The following is a 15,967-nucleotide window of genomic DNA, read 5'->3' on the forward strand; positions in this document are numbered from 1 at the left end:
CACCCGTTGGACCGGGCTGACCCATCCGGTCGGCCCGGTCCAACGAACGTTAAGTACCGGAACCGGGTTTGTTCCGGGATGTTTTTGCCGCTCTGCGTTAGTTAGGCCCTTCCGAAGGCAGGCTCATGGACCGTTTGGCCAAGTTTTCCCTCTCCAACCGGGCGCTCATTGCCCTGATCACCGTGTTCATTGCCGTTTTCGGAGTGATCTCCATGGGATCACTGAAGCAGGAACTCATCCCGTCGCTGGAGTTTCCGCAGATCACGGTGATCACCGCGCTGCCCGGTGCCTCGCCGGAAGTGGTGGACAAGCAGATCAGTGAGCCCCTGGAGGGTGCGCTGACCGCGGTGGAGGGCCTGGAGGATTCCTCCGCCACTTCCCGCAATTCAATTTCCACTATCAGCCTGACCTTTGCCTACGGCACCGACCTGGACCGTGCCCGCGGCCAGGTGGACCGGGCCATCTCCAACGCGCGTCAGCTCCTGCCCGACGACGTGAACCCGCAGTCCCTGGCCGGCAGCATCAGCGACTTCCCGATTGTCTACCTCGCGGTCTCCTCCGACCAGCCGCTGGCCGAACTCAACGCTGATTTGCAGCGGCTTACCGTTCCGCGGCTGCAGAAGATCGAAGGCGTCCGCACCGCTGAAGTCACCGGCGGATCCACCCGGAGCATTTCCATCCTGCCGGATCAGGCGGCGCTCGCCGCCCTGGGTGTCACGCCGTCGGCCATTTCCACCGCGCTGGAGAACAGCGGCGCCCTGGTGCCCGCGGGCACCGTTACTGAGGACACCCGCACCCTGTCCATCCAGATCGGCAGTCCGCTGGACAGCCTGGAGAAGGTCTCCGCCCTGCCGGTGGAGTCCACCGGCAGCGGCGCCGGCGCGTCAGCGGATCCGGTAACCATAGGTGACGTTGCCTCGGTGGAGATCGTGGAAGACGAGAACACCTCCATCACCCGCACCAACGGACAGCCCACGCTGGCCGTTTCCATCACCAAGACTCCGGCGGGCGACACTGTGGGGATTTCCCACCAGGTGACCGATCTGCTGCCGGCCCTGGAGTCCGAACTCGGCAACGGTGCCACGTTCACGGTGGTCTTTGACCAGGCCCCCTTCATCGAGGAATCCATCTCCAACCTCACCACCGAAGGCATTCTCGGCCTGGGCTTCGCTGTCCTGGTAATTCTGGTCTTCCTGCTTTCGGTGCGCTCCACCCTGGTTACCGCCGTCTCCATTCCACTGTCCCTGCTGGTGACCTTCATTGGCCTGCTGGCCTTCGGTTACTCGCTCAACATCCTGACCCTGGGCGCACTGACCATCGCGATCGGCCGGGTGGTGGATGACTCCATTGTGGTCATCGAGAACATCAAGCGGCATCTGGGCTACGGCACGGACAAACGCACGGCAATACTTACCGCCGTGCGCGAAGTTGCCGGCGCCATTACCGCCTCAACCCTGACCACGGTTGCCGTCTTCGCTCCAATCGCCTTTGTGGGCGGGCTGGCCGGTGAGCTCTTCCGCCCGTTCGCCATCACCACTTCCCTGGCGCTGCTGGCCTCGCTGCTGGTTTCCCTGACCATCGTGCCGGTGCTGGCCTACTGGTTCCTGAAATCCGGCCGGCCGGTGGCCGACCCCGCGGCGTACCGCGCCGAAGCTGAGGCCAGGGAATCCAAGACTTTCCTGCAGCGCGGCTATGTGCCGATCCTGCGCACCACCCAGCGGCATCCGGTATACACCGTGGTGGCCGGCGTGATTGTCCTTGCGGCCACGGCGGCGATGACCCCGCTGCTGCAGACCAACCTGCTCGGTGACACCGGGCAGAACACCTTCAGTGTCCGGCAGGAGCTGCCCCCGGGCACCTCGCTGGAAACCACCTCCGCGGCAGCCGAAGAGGTGGAGGACGTGCTCCGCGGCACTGAGGGCGTCAAGGACGTGCAGGTCACCATGGGAACCTCCAGCGCCGGCTTCGCCGCCTTCAGCTCCGGCGGATCCGCGGTAGCTTCCTACACGGTCATCACCGAACCGGGTGTTGACCAGGTGGCGCTGCGCGATACCGTCAGCGGCGCGCTGGACAGCCTGGACGACGACGCCGGGAACATCACCCTGGGCAGCACCGGCGGCGGTTTCGGCACCTCCAACACAGTGGACATCAGCCTGTCCGCCGGTGACCCGGGTGAACTGCAGCCGGCGGCCGATGAGGTGGTGGAAGCCATGTCCTCGCTGCCCGCCGCAGGTGAGGTCACCAGCAACCTGTCATCCTCCTCCCCCGTGGTCCAGGTATCGATTGACCGGGCCAAGGCGGTGGCTGCGGGTTTGAACGAACAGCAGATTGCCGGTCTGGTGGCCTCCACGCTCAGCCCGCTGCCTGCGGGAACCATCCGCATCGGCACCGATGACTTCCCCGTGCTCATCGGCGAGGGAACGCAGATCACCAGTGTGGAACAGCTCAGCCGGGTTCCCGTTCCCGCAGGGTCCGGCACCGTTCCGCTGAGCTCGCTGGCCACGGTTGAGGAAGTGGATGTCCCGACGTCGATTTCCTCCTCCGGCGGCGAGCGCACCGCCGTCGTCTCCGTGTCCCCGGCCGGAGAGAATCTGGGCGCAGCCATTACCGAGGTCCAGGACAAACTTGCGGAACTGGATTTGCCCCCCAGCGTGACGGCCACGCTCTCAGGCGCCGCCACCCAGCAGAACGAGTCTTTCACCCAGCTGGGACTGGCACTGCTGGCGGCCATCGCCATTGTCTATGTGATCATGGTGGCCACCTTCAAGTCCCTCGTTCAGCCGCTGATCCTGCTGGTCTCAGTGCCGTTTGCGGCCACAGGGGCGATCCTGCTGCTGCTCGTCACGGGCGTGCCGCTGGGCCTGCCTTCCCTGGTGGGCATGCTGATGCTCGTGGGCATTGTGGTGACCAACGCCATTGTGCTGGTGGACCTGATCAACCAGTACCGCCGTCCGCATGACGGACAGCCCGGCATGAACGTGGCCGATGCCATCATGCGCGGCTCCCGGCAGCGGCTGCGGCCCATCCTGATGACCGCCCTGGCAACTGTCTTTGCCCTGACCCCCATGGCCCTGGGCGTCACCGGCGAAGGCGGCTTCATCTCCCGGCCCCTGGCCATCGTGGTGATCGGCGGCCTGGTCTCTTCCACCATCCTGACCCTCATCCTGGTGCCGGTCCTCTACCGGCTGGTGGAGGGTGCCCGGGAAAAGCGGGCCGGCAGGCGGCGGCATTCCGCGAACCATGCGGCCGCCGGGGAACAACAGGCCTGAGCCCCGCACCCGGGCACCGCGCGGGAATGATGAGCCGGTGCACGCCGTTGTGACAGATGTAGATGCAAATGCATATACTTGTAGCTGCACCAGTACATCGGAGGACACCATGCAGATCGGCGTATTCAGCGTCAGCGACATCACCCGCGATCCCGTCACCGGACGGATCCCCACTGAGGGCGAACGGATCAAGGCCGCGGTCGCCATCGCCAGGAAGGTCGAAGAAATCGGCATGGATGTCTACGCCACCGGCGAGCACCACAACATGCCGTTCTATGCCTCCTCCCCCACCACCCTGCTGGGCTACATCGCGGCGCAGACCGAGCGGATCATCCTCTCCACGGCCACGACGTTGATCACCACCAATGATCCGGTGAAGATCGCCGAGGACTTTGCCATGCTCCAGCACCTCGCCGACGGGCGGGTGGACCTGGTCCTGGGCCGCGGCAACACAGCTCCTGTCTACCCCTGGTTCGGCAAGAACATGCAGGACTCGGTGGAGCTGACAGTGGAGAATTACAACCTGCTGCGCCAGCTCTGGGACAACCAGACGGTGAACTGGGAGGGGAAGTTCCGCACCCCCCTGCGCAACTTCACCTCCACTCCGCGCCCGCTCGACGGCGTTGCTCCCTTTGTGTGGCACGGTTCCATCCGCACGCCCCAGGTGGCGGAGATTGCTGCCTACTTCGGCGACGGCTTCTTCGCGAACAATATCTTCTGGCCGAAGGAGCACTACATGCAGCTCATCAGTCTTTACCGCGAACGCTACGAGCACTACGGCCACGGCCGGGCCGACCAGGCCATCGTGGGTCTGGGCGGACAGTTCTTCATGCGGAAAAACTCGCAGGACGCCGTCAACGAGTTCCGTCCCTACTTCGACAACGCCCCCGTGTACGGCCACGGACCCTCCATGGAGGACTTCACGGCGCAAACCCCGCTGACCGTGGGCAGCCCGCAGGAAGTGCTTGAGAAAACCCTGTCCTTCCAGGAGTACTTCGGCGATTACCAGCGCCAGCTGTTCCTGATCGACCATGCCGGGCTGCCGCTGAAGACCGTCCTGGAGCAGCTGGATCTGTTCGGCGAATACGTGCTGCCGGAGCTTCGCCGTGAATTTGATTCCAGGCGTCCGGCCGATGTGCCCGAGGGCCCCACCCATGCCGCACGGGTAGCCGCGGCGCAGGTGTCGTCACGTTCCACCTCCGCCCCGTCCCTTCAGTAGGCTTAGGACATGTCCTTGGATACCAGCAGCACCCCCGTTCGACAGGCAGCCGAAGCCTGGGAGTCCCTCTTCCGGACCCAGGTGGGAGTTATGCGCCGCCTGCAGCGGGATCCGGCCTTCAAAGAACTGTCCATGCGGGAGTATGACGTCCTGTTCAATCTCACCCGCTGCCCCACCGGCTGGACGCGTCTCAACGAGCTCAATGAGCACCTGCTGATCAGCCAGCCCAGCCTCAGCCGCATGGTGGAGCGGATGGAGGCCAAAGGGCTGGTCCAGCGGCGGCCGGCCCAGCATGACCAGCGCGGCGTGGAAATCTCCCTGACGGAGGAAGGGCTCGCCCTGCAGCGCCGGCTGGGGCGGGCGCATGTGCGCGGCATCTACGAGCTGTTAACGCCTGCACTCTCCGAGGCCGAAATGGCGGACCTGAAGTCACTGACTGACAAGGTGCTGGCCAGCCTGGCTGACAGCGACGGCTAAGGGAGCGCCGCAGCACCCATACGGAACGACGGCGGGAGCCCCAGTGGAGAACTTCAGCACCGAGTCCATTCCGGACCTGTCCGGAAGCACCGCCGTCGTCACGGGCGCCAACAGCGGCCTGGGCCTGCAGACCGCGCTGGCCCTTGCCTCGAAGGGCGCCAGCGTGGACCTGGCCTGCCGGGACAGGCAGCGCGGGGAGGCTGCCGTGAAGCAGATCCGCGCGGAGACCGGCAACAAGAATGTTCGGCTGCGCCAGCTGGACCTCGCTTCCCTGGATTCCGTACGCCGGTTCGCTGCAGATCAGGACGGCCCGGTGGACCTGCTGATCAACAATGCCGGGGTGATGGCCACGCCGCACCGCACCACCGCGGACGGGTTTGAACTGCAGTTCGGAGTCAACCATCTGGGCCACTTTGCCCTGACCGGACTGCTGCTCCCGGCACTGAGGAAGGCACCGGCAGCGCGCGTCGTGACCGTTTCAAGCCTTGCCCACCGCGGCGGGCGAATCGACTTTGAGGATCTGTCCGCGCAGCGCCGCTACCGCCCCTGGGCGCGGTACAACCAGAGCAAACTGGCCAATCTGCTGTTCACTTTTGAATTTCAGCGCAGGCTCCGCACACACGGTGAAAAACCCGTGGCGGTGGCCGCGCATCCCGGGTTTACCAGCACCAACCTCACCTCCGGGATGAACCACCCGGCAACCCTGGACATCCTGGGTTCCTTCTTCCGGCTGCTGGGCCAGGACGGAGCCGCCGGTGCGCTGCCGACCCTGTACGCGGCCACCGCTCCCGGGGTCCGCGGCGGAGAGTTCTACGGCCCGGGAGGTCCGGGGCAGCTCCGCGGCCGGCCGGTGCCGGTGACCCCGGCTCCGCAGGCGCTGGATCCGCTCACCGCCCGGCGCCTTTGGGACGTCAGCGCCCGGCTCACCGGCGTTCGTTTCCCCGGACTCGGCTAGCGGCGTCGGGCACCTGCCCTTTAGACCCGCTCCCGCCGGGAGGCTGGACCATAATCCCCTGACCCGATGCCGTCAGCGGAGGATCAGCGAAGGCCAGCCGCGGCACCAGCAGGAGCAGTCCGGCCGCAATAAATCCGGTCACCGAACACACTCCCCAAACCACCAGGTAGCCCGAGAGCGGTGCCGCGGTCTCCGTACCCCCGGCTCCGCCGTCCGCCAGGGCATCCGCGGCGGCGCCGGCCAGGGCGATGCCGAACACGGCGGAGGCGAACGAGCCGCCAATGGTCTTGGTGGTGTTGGTCAGCCCCGTGGCCATGCCCGTGCGGCTGCGCGGAGCCGCCGCGGCGGCGGCCGACGGCAGCGCCGCCACCAGTGCCCCGGACCCCAGTCCGGCCACGATCATGTTGGCCAGGGTTTGGGCCAGAGTGTCGTGGAAGGGCAGGAACAGCAGGTAGCCCAGTCCCACCAGGGCCGCGGCACCGCAAAGGGTCAGCCGCGGTGTGATGTGCCGGGAGACCACCGGGAACAGCAGCGCACCCACCAGCACGGACAGCACATAGGAGCCAATGATGACGGAGACGTCACCGGCGTCGAGTCCCAGGCCGTAGCCGTGCACCTGCCGGTCCGTGCGGGCGAAGGTGGACATGGGTGCCTGCGCCCCCAGCACCGAGATGCCAAACAGGCCCGCGGTGAGCTGCACCGGCCACATGGCCGGGTCCCGGAGCATCCGGAAGTCCACCAGGGGGTCCGTGCGGCCCAGTTCCCAGCGGACAAACGGGACAAACGCCGCTGCCCCGGCCAGCAGGATTCCCCAGACCCACCAGGTGCCCGGCCCGTTGATGCGCAGGAAACTCAACCCGGACGTGAGAAGCAGCAGCCCGAAGGCAAGCAGCAGGAACCCCCTGCCGTCCAGGATTCCGCCGGCCCGCTCAGGCGTTTCCGGAACGCCGAACTGCACTGCCGCAATGCACAGGGTCACGGCAGCCGCCGGGATCATCAGCGTTATCTCCAGCCGTCCCGCGAAGACCTCCACCAGTGCACCGGCGGCGAGCGCACCGGCAATCACGCCAAACTGCAGGGCGCCCACCAAAACGCCCGCGGCCTTGCGGGTCAGGGCAGCGCCGCCGGGGGCCGCGGAGGCACGGCCGAAAATCAGCGCGATCTCCAGCGGCAGCCACACCACATAGAAACCCTGCAGCGACCATGCCGCCAGGAAGGTCCAGAAGTCCGGCGCGAAAGCGACTCCCCAGGAGGCCGCGGCCGTCAGGATGGTGGAGACCAGCAGAATCCGCTTATGTCCGTAGATGTCCCCCAGTTTGGCCAGCACTGGAACGGCGAGCGCGCTGAGCATCAGCTGCGCGGCTTCAAACCAGTTGACGTCGCCGTCGTTGATCCCCAGGTTCCGTGCGATGTCGGTGAGGATGGGTGTGTAGTACCCCTGCAGGATCCCGGACGTGATTTCCAGCAGGGCCAGAAAGAGCACCACCGGTCCCAGCGAACGCAGGCTTCGGTGCGCGACGCCGGCGGCCGGCTTCACTGGCCGGCCCCGGGTCCGCGCAGCAGCCGGGCGTAGAAGAGAATTCCTTCACCGAAAGTCTCAATGTTCAGGGATTCATTGTCCGCGTGGATGCTCGCCCGGTCCTGCCGGCTCATCCGGAACGGCACAAAGCGGTACACGGCATCGCAGATGCCGGTGAAGCGGCGCGAGTCGGTGCCGCCGAGCATGATGTACGGGGCGGTCACGGCATCCGGGAACACGTCGGCAATGGTCTGCTCCAGCAAGGCGAACTGCGCGTTGTCCGTCGCGGAGACCGGAGCGGGTTCGTTGCCTTCGACGACGCGCAGGGAGACTGAGGGATCGGCAATGATCCGCCGCAGCCGCTGCACTGTGCCGGCCACGCTCTCCCCCACGGCAACCCGGATGTTGGCGTTGGCCGTGGCCCGGGACGCGATGACATTGGAGGCGGAACTGCCCTGCAGCTGCGTGATGGCCACGGTGGTGCGGGTCAGCGCGCCGGGCTCGCCGCCCATCCGGGCCAGCACCCGGGTCAGCGGACGCCGGAAGATCCTCAGGTTTCCGAACACCAGCCGCCCCGGAAAGCGCGCCGACGGGGCCAGCCGTCCGATCATTTCCACCGTGGGCTCCGGCAGGACCGCCGGCAGCGGCCGGGCGTCCACCCGGGTGATGGCCCGTGCCAGCCGTGCAGTGGCTCCGCGCCGGTGCGGCGTGGAGGCATGCCCGCCGGCATCCTCGGTGGACAGTTCCACGTCCAGGATGCCCTTCTCGGATACACCCACCACTGCCACCGGACGGTCCACGAAGGGAAAGGCCTGCCCGGCCACGGCGCCGCCTTCGTCGAGCACCAGCCAGGGGCGGATACCACGGCTCTCCAGCAGCGCGGCGGCCGCTTCTGCGGTGTCACCGGCGGTTTCCTCGTTGTTGCCGAAGGACAGGTACACGTCCCGGGAAGGGGCGAAGCCAGCCGCCAGCAACTGTTCCGCTGCCTCCAGGATGGCGGTCAGCGACCCCTTGTCATCCAGGGCTCCCCGGCCCCAAATCCGGCCGTCCGCAATCTCTCCGGAGAAAGGCGGATGCGTCCATGACGCCGGATCTTGAACCGGAACCACGTCATAGTGGGCCATCAGGACCAGCGGGCCGCCGACGTCGTCCGTTCCGCTGCCCTGCCACCGGTACAGCAGCCCGTGCGCGTTGACCCGTTCCAGTGACAGTTTCTCGTGGACCAGGGGAAACAGTTCGGGAAGCGCACTGATGAAGCCGTCGAATTCTTCGAGGCGGACCTGGTGCGGGTCCCGGGAGGAGACGGTTTGGTAGCCGATGAGCCGGGAGAGCTTGGATGCCGCAGCGGTGCCGAGTGACAGTGCCTGCCCGCCGGCGGTCTCCTGCACGCGGAGGGGCGTTGATTTGATCTGCATGCCCAGAGTGTAACGGCCATCACATCTGCTGCTGCTGAGGTAGCCTTGGTGCCGCGTCCCGCACCATTCCAGCTCGTCAGGAGGAGCATGACCAGCAATAAGATTCTTATCAGGCCCCCGGTTGAAGCTGATGCGCCGCACCTGGCCGGCATCCATATTTCCGCGTGGCGGGCCGCCTACCGCAGGGTCATGCCCGCCGAGTATCTGGACGGCCTGAATCCTGAAGCCTTCTCAGGAGGGTGGCGGCGGAACATTCGCGAACCCAGACCGGGAACGTTCAATCTAGTGGCGGAAACGGACAGCGGAGTTGCCGGGTTCTGCATCTTCGGACCCGCCGAAGACGCCGCTGGTTCAGATGCCGGGGACCGTCCGCCGTCGTCAACCGGACAGCTGTATGCGATCAATGTGCATCCGGATGCCTGGGCCAGGGGTGTCGGTTCAGCGCTGTTTGCCGCAGCGGAGGGAAAACTGTCAGCACTGGGCTATAACAGGGCGTTCCTGTGGGTTGAGGCAACCAATCAGCGGGCTATCGATTTCTATATGAAGCGGGGCTGGCTGGACGACGGCGGAACCCTGCAGGACACCCGGTTTGATCCGCCGGTCGCGGAGCGCCGCCACAGCCGGGAGTTCTGACCTAGCGGCGCATCAGTCCTCCCACTGCCGCCACGGCCTCACCCGCTGCCCGTGCGGCACGGTCCACCTCGCCCTCCGTCAGGGCGGCCGTAAACGTGAACCGCACTGCCGTCTGCGCAACCTCCCGGTCCAGGCCCATCGCGGTCAGCACGGCCGAGGGCTCATCGGATCCGGCCGCGCAGGCCGAGCCGCTGGAACACAGTACGCCGGCACGCTCCAGCTCCAGCAGCACCGCTTCCCCGGAGGCGCCCGGAAAACAGAACGAAGCGTGGCCGGGCAGCCGCCGGGTCCGGTGCCCGGTAAGCAGCGCGCCGGGAATGTCGCGCAGCACGGCTTCGACCATGCGGTTCCGCAACGCTTCGGCGTGCCGGACGGCGTCATCGCGCTCCGCGGCAGCCAGCACCAGTGCCGCAGCCAGCCCCACCGCTCCTGCCACATTCTCCGTGCCGGAACGCCGGCCGCGTTCCTGCCCTCCGCCGTGCATCACCGGTTCCACCGCCGGCGCTCCGCGCAGGTACAGCAGCCCGATTCCCTTGGGCGTGCCCAGCTTGTGTCCGGACAGGCTCAGCGCATCCACCCCCAGCGCGGTGACGTTCAGATCCAGCCAACCGCCTGCCTGCACGGCGTCGGTGTGGACGGGAACCCCGGCCGCCCGGCAGCGGCCGGCAATCTCTCCCACGGGTTGGACGGTGCCCACTTCATTGTTGGCGTACATCACTGAGCAGAGCACCGTTTTTGGGGTCAGGACCGCGGCGGCCTGCTCCGGATCCACCATGCCCGTTCCGTCCACCGGGAGCAGCGTCACGCTGAAGCCGTGCCGCCGCCGCAAATAGTTCAGGGATTCCAGGACCGCAGGATGCTCGACGGCGGTGGAGACCACGTGCGGTGCGGCACCCGGACGTTCGTGAGCCGGGCGCTCCAGGGCCAGCCGGTCCATCCCGGCCAGGGCCAGTCCCTTGACTGCCAGATTGTCCGCCTCGGTGCCGCCGGAGGTGAAGATGATCTCCCCGGGCCGGCAGCCCAGCACACCGGCAGCGGTTTCACGTGCCGCTTCCAGCGCTCGGGCAGCGGCTTCCCCGGCGGAGTGGGCACTGGAGGGATTACCGAACCCGGTGGTGAGATGCGGCCACATGGCCTCCAGCACTTCGCGCCGCGGCGGGGCGGTGGCAGCGGCATCCAGGTACATCACCGCAGATCAAGCCCCAGGTCCAGCGCCCTGACGCTGTGCGTGAGCGCCCCGGCGGAGATCAGATCCACCCCGGTGGCCGCGATGTCCGCGACGGTTTCCAGGCGCACATTTCCACTGGCCTCGGCCAGGGCACGTCCTCCGATCAGCTCCACTCCCCGGCGCAGGTCCGGGAGGCTGAAGTTATCCAGCAGCACGGTGTCCGCACCGCCTGCGAGCGCTGCCTCGATCTGGTCCAGCCGGTCCACCTCCACCTCAAAGTGCACGGTGTGCGGCAGTCTCGCTTTGGCAGCTGCCAGGGCCTGTGCCAGATCCGAACCATCTGCCGCGAGCAGCGCCAGGTGGTTGTCCTTGGCCATCACTGCGTCGGAGAGACTGAACCGGTGGTTATATCCACCGCCGCACCGGACCGCATGGCGTTCCAGGACCCGCAGGCCAGGCGTCGTCTTGCGGGTGTCGGTAATCCGGGCGGACGTGCCGGCGGCCTGCGCAACAAAGGCCGCGGTGAGGGTGGCGATGCCGCTGAGGCGCTGGGCCAGGTTCAGGGCCACCCGCTCCCCTGTCAGCACGGCACGGGCGGGACCGCTGATTTCCGCGAGGACAGTCCCCGCGGCGAAGGATTCGCCGTCCTGGATCCGGAACTCTACTGCTGTTTCCGGGGAGGCGAGGCGGAAGGCTGCCTCGATGACCCCGGTTCCGCAGAAGATGCCTGGTTCGCGGGCGGTGAGGACGGCCGAGGCCTTCGCCGCCCCGGGAACCAGGAGCTCCGACGTGAGATCACCCCACGGTGCATCCTCTGCGAGCGCTGCGGCCACGATCCGGTCCACCGCGTCCCGGGGAACAGGCAGGTGTGCGGACGGGGGAGCCGTTGTGCCGGTAACGGCAGGGCTGACAGTCATGGAGGTGTTTCCCTTCGGAGAGCTCATGAGAGGAGGTTCAGGGTGCTGCCGGCGGTTCCAGCCGTCCCGGCCGCAGCATCGGACCGGTAATGCGCGCCGACGGATTCCGTGCGCCGCAGTGCAGCCGCCAGGAGCAGCCCTGCGCAGGTGAGCAGGTTGGCGTCTTCCAACACCCGCATCTGCCGTATCGGTTGCCCCTGCGATCCGGAACCTTTGGTTCCTTGAAGCGTTGCCGTGCCCGCTGTCCCGCAGTGCCAGCGGGCAACTGCAGCGGCGGCAGCAGCCAGTCCGTCCGCGTTGCGCAGGACCCCGGCCTGGGCAGACATGAGCTCCTGCAGAGCCGCACGGCTAAAGGCGGGCTCCCCGCGGCTGCCGTCCGGGGGCGCTGACGGCACCTGTTCGGCTCGTCCGGCAACCGGAAAGTCGCCGGACAAAACCCGGGGAACAGCACCGGCTCTGCTGTCTGCCGCCGCGGCGGCCCCCGCGCGCGCTCCAAACACCAAACCTTCCAGCAGGGAGTTGGAAGCCAGCCGGTTTGCACCGTGGACACCGGTGCAGGCGCACTCCCCGGCGGCGTACAGTCCGGGAACGGTGGTGCGGCCGCGGAGATCGGTGGCTACGCCGCCCATCCAGTAGTGCGCAGCGGGCACCACCGGCAGCAGATCCTGTTCCCAGTCCAGGCCGTGGCTCCGGGTCATGGCATCCAGTCCGGGAAACCTGCCGGCCAGGTAGCCGGTCCCGCGGGCAGCCGCGATCCCGGTGGCGTCCAGCCAGACGCACCGTTCCCCGCTGTCCTGCAGATAGGCGCTGACGGCCCGGGAAACGACGTCGCGCGGAGCCAGTTCAGCGTCAGGGTGGGCGTTACGGCATTCCAGGAGGAAACGTTCCCCCGCAGCGTTGCGCAGCACCGCCCCTTCGCCGCGGACCGCCTCGGAAATCAGCGGATTGCCCGGCACGTCCAGGGAGGTGGGATGAAACTGGAAAAACTCAAGATCGCGCACCGCGGCCCCGGCTCCGGCTGCCAGCGCCACGCCGTCGCCCGTTGCCGAGTCCGGATTGGTGGTGTGCGTGTACAGCGCTCCCGCTCCGCCGGCGGCGAGGAGCACGGCGTCGGCCGCCAGCACAGACCGGACGCCGTTCCGGAGTACGTCCACTCCCGTGACGACGCCGGCATCGAGAAGCAGGCCGGCTGTAAACGCGTGTTCCGTGAGGGTGATGCGCGGTTCCGCCGCCACCGCCCGCAGCAGTGCGGCGGCAATGCCGGCCCCGGTGCTGTCGCCGTTGACGTGCAGGATCCGCCGGGCCGAATGCGCCGCCTCCCGGCCCAGGGCCAGCGCGCCGGACGGATCACGGTCAAAGGGCGTGCCCAGGTCCAGCAGACGGCTTATCTGCTCTCCGCCCGCCCCGCACAGAACCTGCACCGCGTCTGCGTCGCACCTCCCGGCTCCGGCCGCCAGCGTGTCCGCCGCGTGCGCGGCCGCAGTGTCACCGGGCGCCGCGGCAACGGGTACAACGGCGGCGATTCCGCCCTGCGCCAGCCAGGTGTTGGACTGCCGCACCGTGCCCTTGGCGAGCACGGTTACTTCGGTGCGCGGGTCCTCCTGCACCGCACTGAGCGCAGCGGTCAGCCCGGCAATTCCCGCGCCGACGACGGCGATCACGGCCGCGCCGCCAGCATCCGTTCCAGTGCGGTACGGGCCGGGACCGCAACGGCGGCGGGAACCGTGATCCGGTTCAGGACCTCACCCCGGACCAGTCCCTCCAGCACCCAGGCCAGATAGCCGGGATGGATCCGGTACATGGTGGAGCAGGGGCAAATTACCGGGTCCAAGCAGAAAATGGTGTGCTGCGGATACTGCGCGGCCAGCCGGTTGACCATGTTGATCTCCGTGCCCACGGCAAAGGTGCTGCCGTCCGGTGCGGCATCGACTGCCTTGAGGATGTAATCGGTTGAACCGGCTTCATCGGCGGCATCCACCACGGGCATAGGGCATTCCGGATGCACGATCACCCGGACGCCGGGGTAATCCGCGCGGGCCTTTTCGATCTGGGCGACGGTGAAGCGTTTGTGCACCGAGCAGAAGCCGTTCCAGAGCAGCACCCGGGAATCCTGCAGTTGCTCCACGGTGTTTCCGCCCAGCGGCAGCCGGGGATTCCACAGCGGCATGGCCTCCAGCGGGATGCCCATCGCCTTGGCGGTGTTCCGGCCCAGGTGCTGGTCCGGGAAGAACAGCACCCGCCGCCCGCGTTCAAAGGCCCAGTCCAGGACGGCCGCGGCGTTGGAGGAAGTGCAGACAATCCCGCCGTTCAAGCCGCAGAAGCCCTTCAGCGCGGCGGATGAGTTCATGTAGGTGACCGGAATGACGGGAAGCCGGCCGTCGTCGTCGGGCTCTGAACCGAAAAGTCCGGTGAGCTGCTCCCAGCATGCGGCCACCGAATCAATGTCCGCCATGTCCGCCATGGAGCAGCCGGCGGCGAGGTTGGGCAGCACCACGGCCTGGTCCGGCCCGGAGAGCAGGTCAGCGGTTTCAGCCATGAAGTGGACACCGCAGAAGATGATGGCTTGGGCGTTGGGTTTGGATTTGGCTGCCTTCGCGAGCTGAAAGGAATCCCCCACGAAGTCCGCGTGGCGAATCACCTCGTCCCGCTGGTAGAAGTGGCCCAGGATGACGGCACGTTCACCGAGCTTCCCCTTGGCGGCTTCGATCCGCAGGTGCAGCTCGGCGTCGGAAGCCTGCCGGTATTCCTCGGGGAGGCTGCCCTGGCGGGGTGTGGCAGGCGGCGCCGGATCATGCATGGAGGCACCCGGTCCGTAGTCCGGCAGCCCGGCGCCGTCGAACTCCCATGGCGGCATGGCCAGTGCCGGGGTGCAGGTGCTGGTGGAAGACCGGCCGCCGGCGGCGGCCGCGGCGGAAATCAGTTCCACGGCTGTGGCAACACTGGGTGTTGAGGTACCGGGGGTGTTGCTCATGATCAGTGCTCCGTTGCTCGGTTGGTGTGGGCGTGCGTGTCCGCCGGAGTGCCGGGACCGCCGGGGAGGACTCCGGTGTAGCGGTAGAGGCGGGGCGGGCGGTGCCTGCCGCCCTGCAGAAACTGGTCCGTGGCTTCGATGTTTGTATCTGCCCGCAGCTGGCGGCGGAAGTTGGCCGGTTCCAGCCCGCGGCCCAGCACGGCTTCGTATACTTCCCGCAGCTGCGCCAGGGTGAAGGTGTCGCCCAGGAAGGCGTAAGCAATGGAGCCGTATTCCATCCGGTTGCGCAGCCTCCACAGCGCGTATTCCACGACTTCGTTGTGGTCGAACGCCAGCTCCCCCACCGCGGCGGCCGGAAACCAGCGGACGTTCTCGTCCTCCCGGGACAAAGCTGCTTCATCGGGCTGCACCAGGGCCCAGTAGACAATGGACACCACCCGGGGCGACGGCGACCGGTCGGTCCCGCCAAAGGCATAGAGCTGCTCCAGGTACTTCGGTGCCAGCCCGGTAGTCGCCGCCAGATTCCCGGCCGCGGCTTCCTGCAGAGACTCGCGTGCCCCCAGCGGCCCGCCGGGCAGTGCCCACAGTCCGCGGAAAGGCTCGCGGATGCGGCGCACCAGCGGCAGCCACAGTGCCGGGCGGCCGGTCTCCGGATCCGGGCGGAGAGCGAAGATAACAGTGGAAATGGCCAGAGCCGGAGGCTGCCGTGCGCGTTCGGAAACGTTCGCGTATCTGTGCGCCGGATGCTGGTAAACCACGGTGCCCTTTCCGGCCGGTCCGCCGGTGGCCGGCGGCTGAGTAAAAGTCAGAATGACTCTAACTCAAGGCCAGCGAAAACCAAGCGATGTGCGTCACAATACTGGGTTGCCCTGAAACGGACCCCGCATGGAGCTCCTGCGCCGCAGGCGGGCGGAGGTCTATTCGCCGTCGACAGTCTGCTGCCGAGCCGGGCCCGCACCGGAGGCCGCCTCCAGCAGCGGAAGGGTCCGGCCGTCAAAATGCGTATTCAGCACAATGACGGACGAGGACCGCACAATGGTGCGGGTGGCCACGATGGAATCAATGACGCGCTGCAGGTCCGAATTGGAACGGGCGGCAACCCGCGCCAGCAAATCACTCTCACCGGAGACGGTATGAATTTCCTGGATCTCCGGGATGCGCGCCAGCGCGGCAACCACGGCATCGTGGCCGCTGTCCTGGTTGATGGTCAGCGAGCAATAGGCAAGCACCGAGTACCCCAGCGCCGCCGGATCAATCCGCGGCCCCCATCCGGAAATGATTCCTGCCTTCTGCATCCGGTCCAGCCTGGCCTGCACCGTGGCGCGGGCCACCTGCAGCGTGCGCGAGGCTTCAAGGACGGACATCCGGGGCTCATCGGTGAACAACGCAATAATGCGTGCATCCAAGGCATCAGTGGGCATGCT

13 protein-coding genes are annotated in these 15,967 nt (G+C 67.2%); 5 read left to right on the top strand and 8 right to left on the bottom strand.

Annotated features, from left to right (window positions below; genetic code table 11):
• The first annotated feature begins 125 nt into the window (after positions 1 to 125).
• The 4 genes from QMA10_RS13730 to QMA10_RS13745 all read left to right on the top strand — a co-directional run bounded on the left by QMA10_RS13730 (position 126) and on the right by QMA10_RS13745 (position 5,920).
• Positions 126 to 3,269 (top strand): efflux RND transporter permease subunit, encoded by a 3,144-nt coding sequence (locus tag QMA10_RS13730; RefSeq protein WP_290169192.1) that lies wholly within the window; start codon positions 126 to 128, stop codon positions 3,267 to 3,269.
• A 109-nt stretch (positions 3,270 to 3,378) separates the two neighbouring features.
• On the top strand, positions 3,379 to 4,488 hold the full coding sequence (locus tag QMA10_RS13735; protein ID WP_290169193.1) for an LLM class flavin-dependent oxidoreductase: 1,110 nt from the start codon (positions 3,379 to 3,381) through the stop codon (positions 4,486 to 4,488).
• Positions 4,489 to 4,497: 9 nt separating this feature from the next.
• A complete protein-coding gene (locus QMA10_RS13740; RefSeq protein ID WP_290169195.1) occupies positions 4,498 to 4,965 on the top strand; it encodes a MarR family winged helix-turn-helix transcriptional regulator in 468 nt (155 codons plus the stop codon).
• Between the two features lie 43 nt (positions 4,966 to 5,008).
• Complete coding sequence (locus tag QMA10_RS13745; RefSeq protein ID WP_290169197.1) at positions 5,009 to 5,920, top strand: oxidoreductase; 912 nt, start codon at positions 5,009 to 5,011, stop codon at positions 5,918 to 5,920.
• On the opposite strand, the gene QMA10_RS13750 is transcribed toward QMA10_RS13745, so the two are convergent.
• The gene (locus QMA10_RS13750) at positions 5,889 to 7,457 is read right to left on the bottom strand and encodes an MFS transporter (RefSeq protein ID WP_290169198.1); all 1,569 of its coding nucleotides are present in this window, start codon (positions 7,455 to 7,457) and stop codon (positions 5,889 to 5,891) included. The genes QMA10_RS13745 and QMA10_RS13750 overlap by 32 nt on opposite strands.
• Positions 7,454 to 8,854, bottom strand: coding sequence for a M20/M25/M40 family metallo-hydrolase (locus tag QMA10_RS13755; RefSeq protein WP_290169199.1), 1,401 nt, complete (start codon positions 8,852 to 8,854; stop codon positions 7,454 to 7,456). Before QMA10_RS13755 ends, QMA10_RS13750 begins: the two co-directional genes overlap by 4 nt.
• An 87-nt stretch (positions 8,855 to 8,941) precedes the next feature.
• On the opposite strand from QMA10_RS13755, the gene QMA10_RS13760 reads away from it, so the two are divergent.
• The gene (locus QMA10_RS13760) at positions 8,942 to 9,487 is read left to right on the top strand and encodes a GNAT family N-acetyltransferase (RefSeq protein WP_290169201.1); all 546 of its coding nucleotides are present in this window, start codon (positions 8,942 to 8,944) and stop codon (positions 9,485 to 9,487) included.
• Between the two features lies 1 nt (position 9,488).
• On the opposite strand, the gene QMA10_RS13765 is transcribed toward QMA10_RS13760, so the two are convergent.
• From QMA10_RS13765 to QMA10_RS13790, 6 genes are all read right to left on the bottom strand, one after another.
• Positions 9,489 to 10,676, bottom strand: coding sequence for a cysteine desulfurase family protein (locus QMA10_RS13765; RefSeq protein WP_290169203.1), 1,188 nt, complete (start codon positions 10,674 to 10,676; stop codon positions 9,489 to 9,491).
• Complete coding sequence (nadC, locus tag QMA10_RS13770) at positions 10,673 to 11,572, bottom strand: carboxylating nicotinate-nucleotide diphosphorylase (RefSeq protein ID WP_290169227.1); 900 nt, start codon at positions 11,570 to 11,572, stop codon at positions 10,673 to 10,675. The genes QMA10_RS13765 and nadC overlap by 4 nt, the downstream gene beginning before the upstream one ends.
• Positions 11,573 to 11,595: 23 nt before the next feature.
• Positions 11,596 to 13,233, bottom strand: coding sequence for an L-aspartate oxidase (gene nadB / locus QMA10_RS13775; protein ID WP_290169204.1), 1,638 nt, complete (start codon positions 13,231 to 13,233; stop codon positions 11,596 to 11,598).
• Entirely contained in the window at positions 13,230 to 14,543 is a 1,314-nt protein-coding gene (nadA, locus tag QMA10_RS13780; RefSeq protein WP_290169206.1) for a quinolinate synthase NadA, read from the bottom strand. Before nadA ends, nadB begins: the two co-directional genes overlap by 4 nt.
• Before the next feature lie 2 nt (positions 14,544 to 14,545).
• Entirely contained in the window at positions 14,546 to 15,301 is a 756-nt protein-coding gene (locus tag QMA10_RS13785) for an NUDIX domain-containing protein (protein WP_290169209.1), read from the bottom strand.
• Between the two features lie 159 nt (positions 15,302 to 15,460).
• Complete coding sequence (locus QMA10_RS13790; RefSeq protein WP_290169210.1) at positions 15,461 to 15,964, bottom strand: Lrp/AsnC family transcriptional regulator; 504 nt, start codon at positions 15,962 to 15,964, stop codon at positions 15,461 to 15,463.
• Between the last annotated feature and the right edge of the window lie 3 nt (positions 15,965 to 15,967).

The organism is Arthrobacter sp. APC 3897, from assembly GCF_030407495.1.
Taxonomy (GTDB): domain Bacteria; phylum Actinomycetota; class Actinomycetes; order Actinomycetales; family Micrococcaceae; genus Arthrobacter_B.